The sequence below is a fragment of the Paracoccus sp. (in: a-proteobacteria) genome (genome assembly GCF_046462195.1).
Classification (GTDB): Bacteria; Pseudomonadota; Alphaproteobacteria; order Rhodobacterales; family Rhodobacteraceae; genus Paracoccus.
The window spans coordinates 1-6,357 of record NZ_JBKGUN010000110.1 but is presented as its reverse complement, the minus strand read 5'-3'; the positions used below and the strand labels follow the sequence as shown (position 1 = coordinate 6,357).

Annotated in this window: 4 protein-coding genes and 1 pseudogene; 1 reads left to right on the top strand and 4 read right to left on the bottom strand. The window is 57.8% G+C overall.

The features are described from left to right. Together ACLHHB_RS07305 and ACLHHB_RS07300 are read right to left on the bottom strand one after the other, a co-directional pair. The coding region (locus ACLHHB_RS07305) for a TIM barrel protein (RefSeq protein WP_410217620.1) at nucleotides 1-768 on the bottom strand (768 nt) is incomplete at its 3' end. A gap of 21 nt (nucleotides 769-789) precedes the next feature. Beyond that, a complete protein-coding gene (locus ACLHHB_RS07300; protein WP_410217619.1) occupies nucleotides 790-1,488 on the bottom strand; it encodes a GntR family transcriptional regulator in 699 nt (232 codons plus the stop codon). Between the two features lie 309 nt (nucleotides 1,489-1,797). Here ACLHHB_RS07300 and ACLHHB_RS07295 point away from each other — a divergent pair. Beyond that, nucleotides 1,798-2,337, top strand: a pseudogene (locus tag ACLHHB_RS07295) (IS6 family transposase); the annotation flags it as partial. Nucleotides 2,338-2,581: 244 nt separating this feature from the next. On the opposite strand, the gene ACLHHB_RS07290 reads toward ACLHHB_RS07295, so the two are convergent. Together ACLHHB_RS07290 and ACLHHB_RS07285 are read right to left on the bottom strand one after the other, a co-directional pair. Further along, the gene (locus ACLHHB_RS07290) at nucleotides 2,582-4,645 is read right to left on the bottom strand and encodes a TRAP transporter permease (RefSeq protein ID WP_410217618.1); all 2,064 of its coding nucleotides are present in this window, start codon (nucleotides 4,643-4,645) and stop codon (nucleotides 2,582-2,584) included. A gap of 79 nt (nucleotides 4,646-4,724) precedes the next feature. Further along, nucleotides 4,725-5,726: a TAXI family TRAP transporter solute-binding subunit gene (locus ACLHHB_RS07285; protein ID WP_410217617.1), complete on the bottom strand. Its 1,002-nt coding sequence runs from the start codon at nucleotides 5,724-5,726 to the stop codon at nucleotides 4,725-4,727. Nucleotides 5,727-6,357 lie beyond the last annotated feature (631 nt).

Here is a 6,357-nt window from a genome sequence, read left to right as displayed (position 1 = left end):
GTAGGGCGTTGGCAGCGGCAGGCATTCAACAGAAAGTAAGCCGGAATAACCGATGTCAGCCAAAGTCGCGACAGTGCCCTTGAAATCGAAGTGCCCTTGTCCGGGAGCGAGACGGTTGCTGTCAGCAATGTGGACATGCCCAACAACTCCGGCTGCGGCACGCAGGCTGTCGGCCACGTTGGCTTCCTCGATGTTCATGTGGAACGTGTCCACATGCAGTTTCAGGCGATCCGACCCATAGCCGGCAATGAAACCGGAAGTCTCCAGGACTGTGTTGAAGACGTCGCTTTCGTAGCGATTGACGGCCTCGAGAACCAAGGTCACTTCTTGCTTTTCTGCATGCCCCAGGAGTTCACTCATGGCCGGCCTGAGCCGCGCCATGTATTCTGACCGTCCACCGCAATCGCGCGCGAGACCGCGGATCAGCCCGACAATGACAACGCTGCCAAATCTCGCTCCGATGTCGATGAAGCCGCGCATTCGTTTTGCTGCCTCAACCCGCCGTTCCGAGTCCACGTGCACCAGTGTCAGACCATCCTGTGAGGCGGCCATTCCGGTGCCGAGTGAGCCGATGGCGATACCATACTGCACACTGCATCTTTCGATCATGCCCAGGTCCAGTCTCGCCGGGTCGGGAGCGTGGAGTTCAACGGCATCAAAACCGATTGCGGCGGCTTCGCGGATCCCGCTGTTGAAACTGTTGCGGAGAACGAATGGAGCGGCTTCCGGAGCGCTCTCAGCCAACGTGATCGCCAAGGGCATAGTCATTGCAAACATCCTTTGGAAAGGTCAGTTGCTGAACAGCTCGGGGTGACGCGCAAAGATCTCCTCGCGAAAATCCTGCAGCGTCTTGAGATGGCTCAGCAGCATTTCACTTGCGGCTTCCGCGCTTCCTTCAACGATCAGGTCGATCAGAGCTTCATGATCGAGGATCATCTGTTCCTCATGATGCGCTTCTTTGAGCTCAAGGTAGCGTATCCGATTAAGGTGGTTCCGCATCTGCCCGACTGTGGCCAGGAGCAGATCGTTTTCTACAACGCCAAGAATTTCGTTGTGATAGGCGATGTCGAGCTCGGTGAAATGCAAGTAATCGCCCTGAGCGACGGCCTTGCGTTGCTCAAAAATAAGGTCCCGCACCCGTTCCTCTCGTTGCTGATAATCAGGATCATCAGCGTCCCATGCACGCGCCGCGTCCGCGAAGGCCGAAGCTTCCAGGCACTCCCGCACATACTGTGCATTGGCGACGGTCTTCCTTGACAGAAAGGAAACCTGTGCTCCTCTTTGCGGCAGAACAGTCAGGAGCCCTTCATGCGAAAGCCGCATGAAGGCCTGATGAACAGGTGTCCGACTGATGCCGAATTCGCCCGCCACGGCATTTTCGAAAATCATCATTCCCGGAAGATAATCCAGACTGACAATTCGGCGCCTGATCTGATCGCTGACGATCTCGTCGAGTGTGTGCCGCGACGCCGAAACCAGCTCATGCAACCTGAGAGCCGATGGGGGCGTGGCATATGATATTCTGGTCTTCACAGACTGCTCCTCCCAAAGCCTCCCGCCGTCTGAAGCTTGCTACCTTGCATGCAAGTATGCAAGAACAATTTTTGCCTCTGCAACGCCAGCACTCAAACTTAATAGAAACTGGACCTTGCGCTATCGCCTTTGCACCTGCCGGCTCCGACTGAGCTTCCATCTTCACCTTCGCGCTAGTCCACTCCAGCACCTACTGCCGACGCTCCTGCCCTGCTTGTCGGCGCGTCCTTTTTACCGAGTCCGCATCGTGCCATTGTGAGGGGGATGTCCCCGAGAGGGGTGAGCCAGCATGCTATAGAGGTACGGGCGCGGCAGATAAGGTGCTGCCCATACGCACGCCGGAGCAAGCAAGCGCCTGACAGATCCCGGCAGATGGACCAGACCTACATCAAGGTGAAAGGCCAGTGGGTCTATCTCTATCGCGCCGCCGAGACGTTCGGGAAGACGCCGAACTTCATGTTATCGAAGCGCAGAAACAAGCCAGCTGCCATCAGGTTCTTGGCCCGCGCAATGGAGCTGAACGGCCTGCCCCGCAAGATCGTCATCGCCAAGAGTGCAGCCGACACCGTAAGCATCAAGGACATCAACCGGATGTTGAAGCGCTTTGGCTGCCCTGTGCCGATCCAGATGGTGCCGATCAAATACCTCAGCAACTTGGTCGAGCAAGACCACCGCTTCATCAAGCGCCGGGTGAGACCGATGTTGGGCTTCAAGAGCATCGAGTCAGCCGCTTCAACCATTGCAGGCATCGAGCTGGTGAACATGATCCGCAAGCGTCGGTTCAGACCAGCGCTACGCCCATTTTCAGCAAATCTGTCTTTTGGCTGCCTGAAGGACAGGGCAAAGGTAGCCAGTTTGTGCTTTTCGGGCATTTTGCGACACAACCACCGGTGATGTGCTGGGTCAGCAACTGCCGATCTAAGTTAGCCAAGGCAAGAGCCAGTACCAAGCTATGTCCGCATGGCACTGGCAGCGTGAATAGCCTAGAATATTTTGACAAGGGCCGGTGGGACGGGCCTCTGGCAAGGTCGTCCTTTTCGGAAAGAGCTCAGGCTACGGGTATCGCGGGACGTTGTCGCGTGATCCTGAACTGCCGCGCCACGACGGCCATCAGCATCACGAAGCCTATTGTTGAAGATACCAATTCTGGCGCGATCAACAACAATGCAGCAACCGTCAGAGCGACCCGCTCAAGCCACCATAAAGGGGCCAAAAGCCAGTTCGTGATGGCTGCCGACAGGGCCACGATCCCCAGCACCGAGCCGGCGAAGGCCAACAGGAAGTCCGGCACAGTGAAAGCCTGTGTCACGATGAGGAGCGAGGGAGAGAAGACAAAAACAAAGGGCACGAGCGCTTTTCCCATCGACAGCCGGAAGGCAGTATTGCCGGCCTTGAACCCATTGGCCCCGGCAATCCCTGCTCCCGCATAGGCAGCCAGTGCCACTGGCGGTGTCACGTCAGCCAGAACGCCGAAGTAGAAGACAAAGAAGTGCGCCACCAGCGGTTCGACGTTCATCATCCCCAGAACGGGGGCCGCGACGGCAACCATGATGATGTAATTGGCGGTTGTCGGAACTCCACAGCCCATCAGCACGCAGACCACCGCAGTCATCAGCAACGTAAACAGGAGCGTCAGTGTCTCGATGCTGAACAGCTCGAACGGCAAGAAGCCCAGGAAGGCATAGAAGCCTGCTGCCCAATTGGCTGCAACCGAAGTCACCATGAAGGCAATCTTAAAGCCGACGCCGGTGAGCGTGACGATGCCGATGACCACCCCCACCAGCGCTGCAGCCGCAGTCACTGCAAGCGATTGACGGGCGCCCGATACGAACCCTTCAAAGATGCCTGCTCCAGTTTCCCTGATACCGGTCGCTATGCCTGAGGCGATGATGCGCTGTATCAGGTAGACAGACATGCAGGCCGTGATCGCCCAAAAGGCGGACAGGAAGGGCGTGCGCCCGGACATCAGCATCCAGACCAGCAGGATCAGCGGCATGACAGAGAGCCAGCCCTCGCGAAGGACCCTGCCTGCCTCGGGGAGCTCCTCCTTGGTCAGGCCGCGGATGCCGAGGCGCTTGGCCTCGAGGTGCACCTGCACCAGAACCCCAAAGAAATGCATGAAGGCTGGTACGACGGCCGCAATCAGGATCGTGCGCAGCGGGATACCCAGGTACTCGACCATCAGGAAAGCCACTGCCCCCATGACAGGTGGCGTGATCTGCCCGCCTGTGGACGAGGCGGCCTCGACGGCTGCAGCGAAGTGCCGTTGGAAGCCGATCTTGATCATGGCTGGAATGGTGAGTGCACCAGTGGTGACGGTGTTGGCGATGGACGAGCCGGAAATCGTTCCCAGCATGGCTGACGAAACCACCGCCACCTTGGCCGGACCTCCCGCGAAGCGTCCGGCCAGAACGGTGGCCAAATCGATGAACAGCTGCCCCAAACCAATTTTCTGCGCCATTACTCCAAACAGCACGAAATGAAAGACATAGGTGGCGATGACGCCAAGGGCGGTTCCATAGATCCCTTGGGAAGTCAGATAAAGGTGGTTGATGATGTTGGCCCAGTCTGCGCCCGGATGAACCAGGATCCCGGGCATCGATCTGCCAAAATAGGCATAACCGATGAAGAGAAGCGCGATTGCCGGCAACGGCCACCCCATCGAGCGCCGTACAGCCTCCATCAGGGTCAGAAGCAGAACCGTACCCATCGCAATGTCGACGGGGAGCGGGTTGCCGACACGAAAGGCCAGCTGGTCATAGATCCAAGGGACATAAAGGGCGCTGATCAGGCCTGCAGAAGCCAGAAACCAATCCATGACGGGAATGCCGAGAATGGCGATACCGCCGCGCTTGAGGCGGCTCTTCGAAAATGCAGCAAAGCTCAGGAAGACGACGAACAGAGACACCCCCATGTGCATTCCACGATGCGTTGTCGCTCGGGGAATGCCGAAGCCGGCGGTATAAAAATGATAAGCGGACAGCAGGAACAGGAGGATGCCCGTCAGGATCGCGATCGGCCGCAGGACCTTCCGAAACCGCGCTTCCGGATCGTACTCTTCTTCCAGCTCGCGTAGCTCAGCCTCAGAAAGCTGGCGGACAGTCTCGGACATCACATATTCCTGCAGTTCATCGGGCTGGAGGGGACGCAGGCCACGCCGGCCTGCGTCTTGTGAGAAGAGCGCTTTGCGCTTACTGAAGCTTGCCCGCTTCCTTGTAGAAGCGCTCCGCCCCCGAATGGAACGGAATGCCAGCCCCAACCGTGGCACTCTCCAGCGTGATCTGCCGACCCTTGGCATGCCCGGCCGCAAACAGTTTTTGCGTGCTCTCGTTATAGATGGCTTGAGTGATACCGTAGATCAGTTCCTCCGGCTGATCTGCCGAGGTGACCAGCTGTGCGCCCACTGAAAGCGTAGCGACATCGGCGTCTTGCCCTTCATAAGTGCCTGCAGGAAGACTGTCCGGGGCAAAGAAATTATACGTTTCGAAGAGCTTGTCTACTTCCGGACCAGTGATTGGTACAAGCGTCACGTCCTGCTGACTGGCCAGTTCGGCAATCGCCCCTGCAGGAAAGCCCCCGACAAAGAAGAATGCGTCCATAGCCCCATCGCGCATCCGGTCAGCCGCCTGATCGGGCTTCAGGTACTCGGCCGTCACATCCGCTTCGGACAGGCCGAATGCTTCCAGGATGATCTTGGCATCAACCAGCGTGCCGGAACCAGGCTCGTCGAGCGACACGCGCTTGCCCGCAAGATCCGCGACAGATGCGATCCCTGCATCGGCGCGTGCAACAAGATGAATGCTTTCCGGATACAGGTTCGCAATCAGACGCAGCTTTTCGACCGCGGGCTGGCCTTCCCAGAGGCCAGTACCAGTCTGTGCCCAGTAAGCAACGTCTGACTGGCTGAAGCCGGCCTCCATCGCGCCGCCATTGATGGCATTCACGTTGCCAACTGAGCCATTGGAGGCCACCGCCGTTGCGATAAGTCCCGGCACGCCACACGAACCCCCGTCGTCGCAGGCTCTTGATCCGGGGGGATTGGAGATCGCATTCGCGATCAGCCCCCCGATCGGGTAATATGTACCTGCTGTGCCCCCCGTACCGATGCGAAAGAACGCCATCTCTTGGGCGAGGGCCGTACTGCCTACAGAGGCAACGATTGCAAGCGCAGCGACGATCTTCATATGCTTCATTGGCCTACCATTTTGCTGGCTGATCTTCGAGGGTCAGGCTACTCGACGTCATTCCTACGCGGCAACTGTCTAACGTCATATTCCAGAAAACCTGCCACTTATGGATGCGACTGGTGATGAAGTGCAGAAACCTGAAGGTGTGGTTTGCAGATTTACTATTGAAACAGTTATGGGTCTTTCCCGGGTGGCATCAGGGCACGCGCCTGATCTCAGCAGCCTCGCGCAGCCGCAGTGGATGTAGTGAGCGCACGAAAATGCCGCCTACTGGTATTTTGCTGAGCCTAGTATATCTTTTGAGAACGCATAATGCACCCTGACGAGGCACCCTTTCACGAACCTGACGCTTTCGATGGTGCAGCGAACCTCAAGAGCCCGCCGCGGCCTTGACGAGGATCTGTCACGCCAGCCGCAGGCCGGACGCCCTTGTGCAACGACAGCCTGATGATGCCACTTACCTCGTGAACCAAAAGCTTTGTGCCCTCATGCGGACGGACCACATCCACAACCTTGAAAGTGATGCAGGCTGCCCGTGCATTCTTCTCGTGTGACGATCATGACAATTTCGATTGTTGCACACACTTGGGGGCCATCTGTGGTTGGATTTGAACATCATTTGCCGGATGAAGAGGGA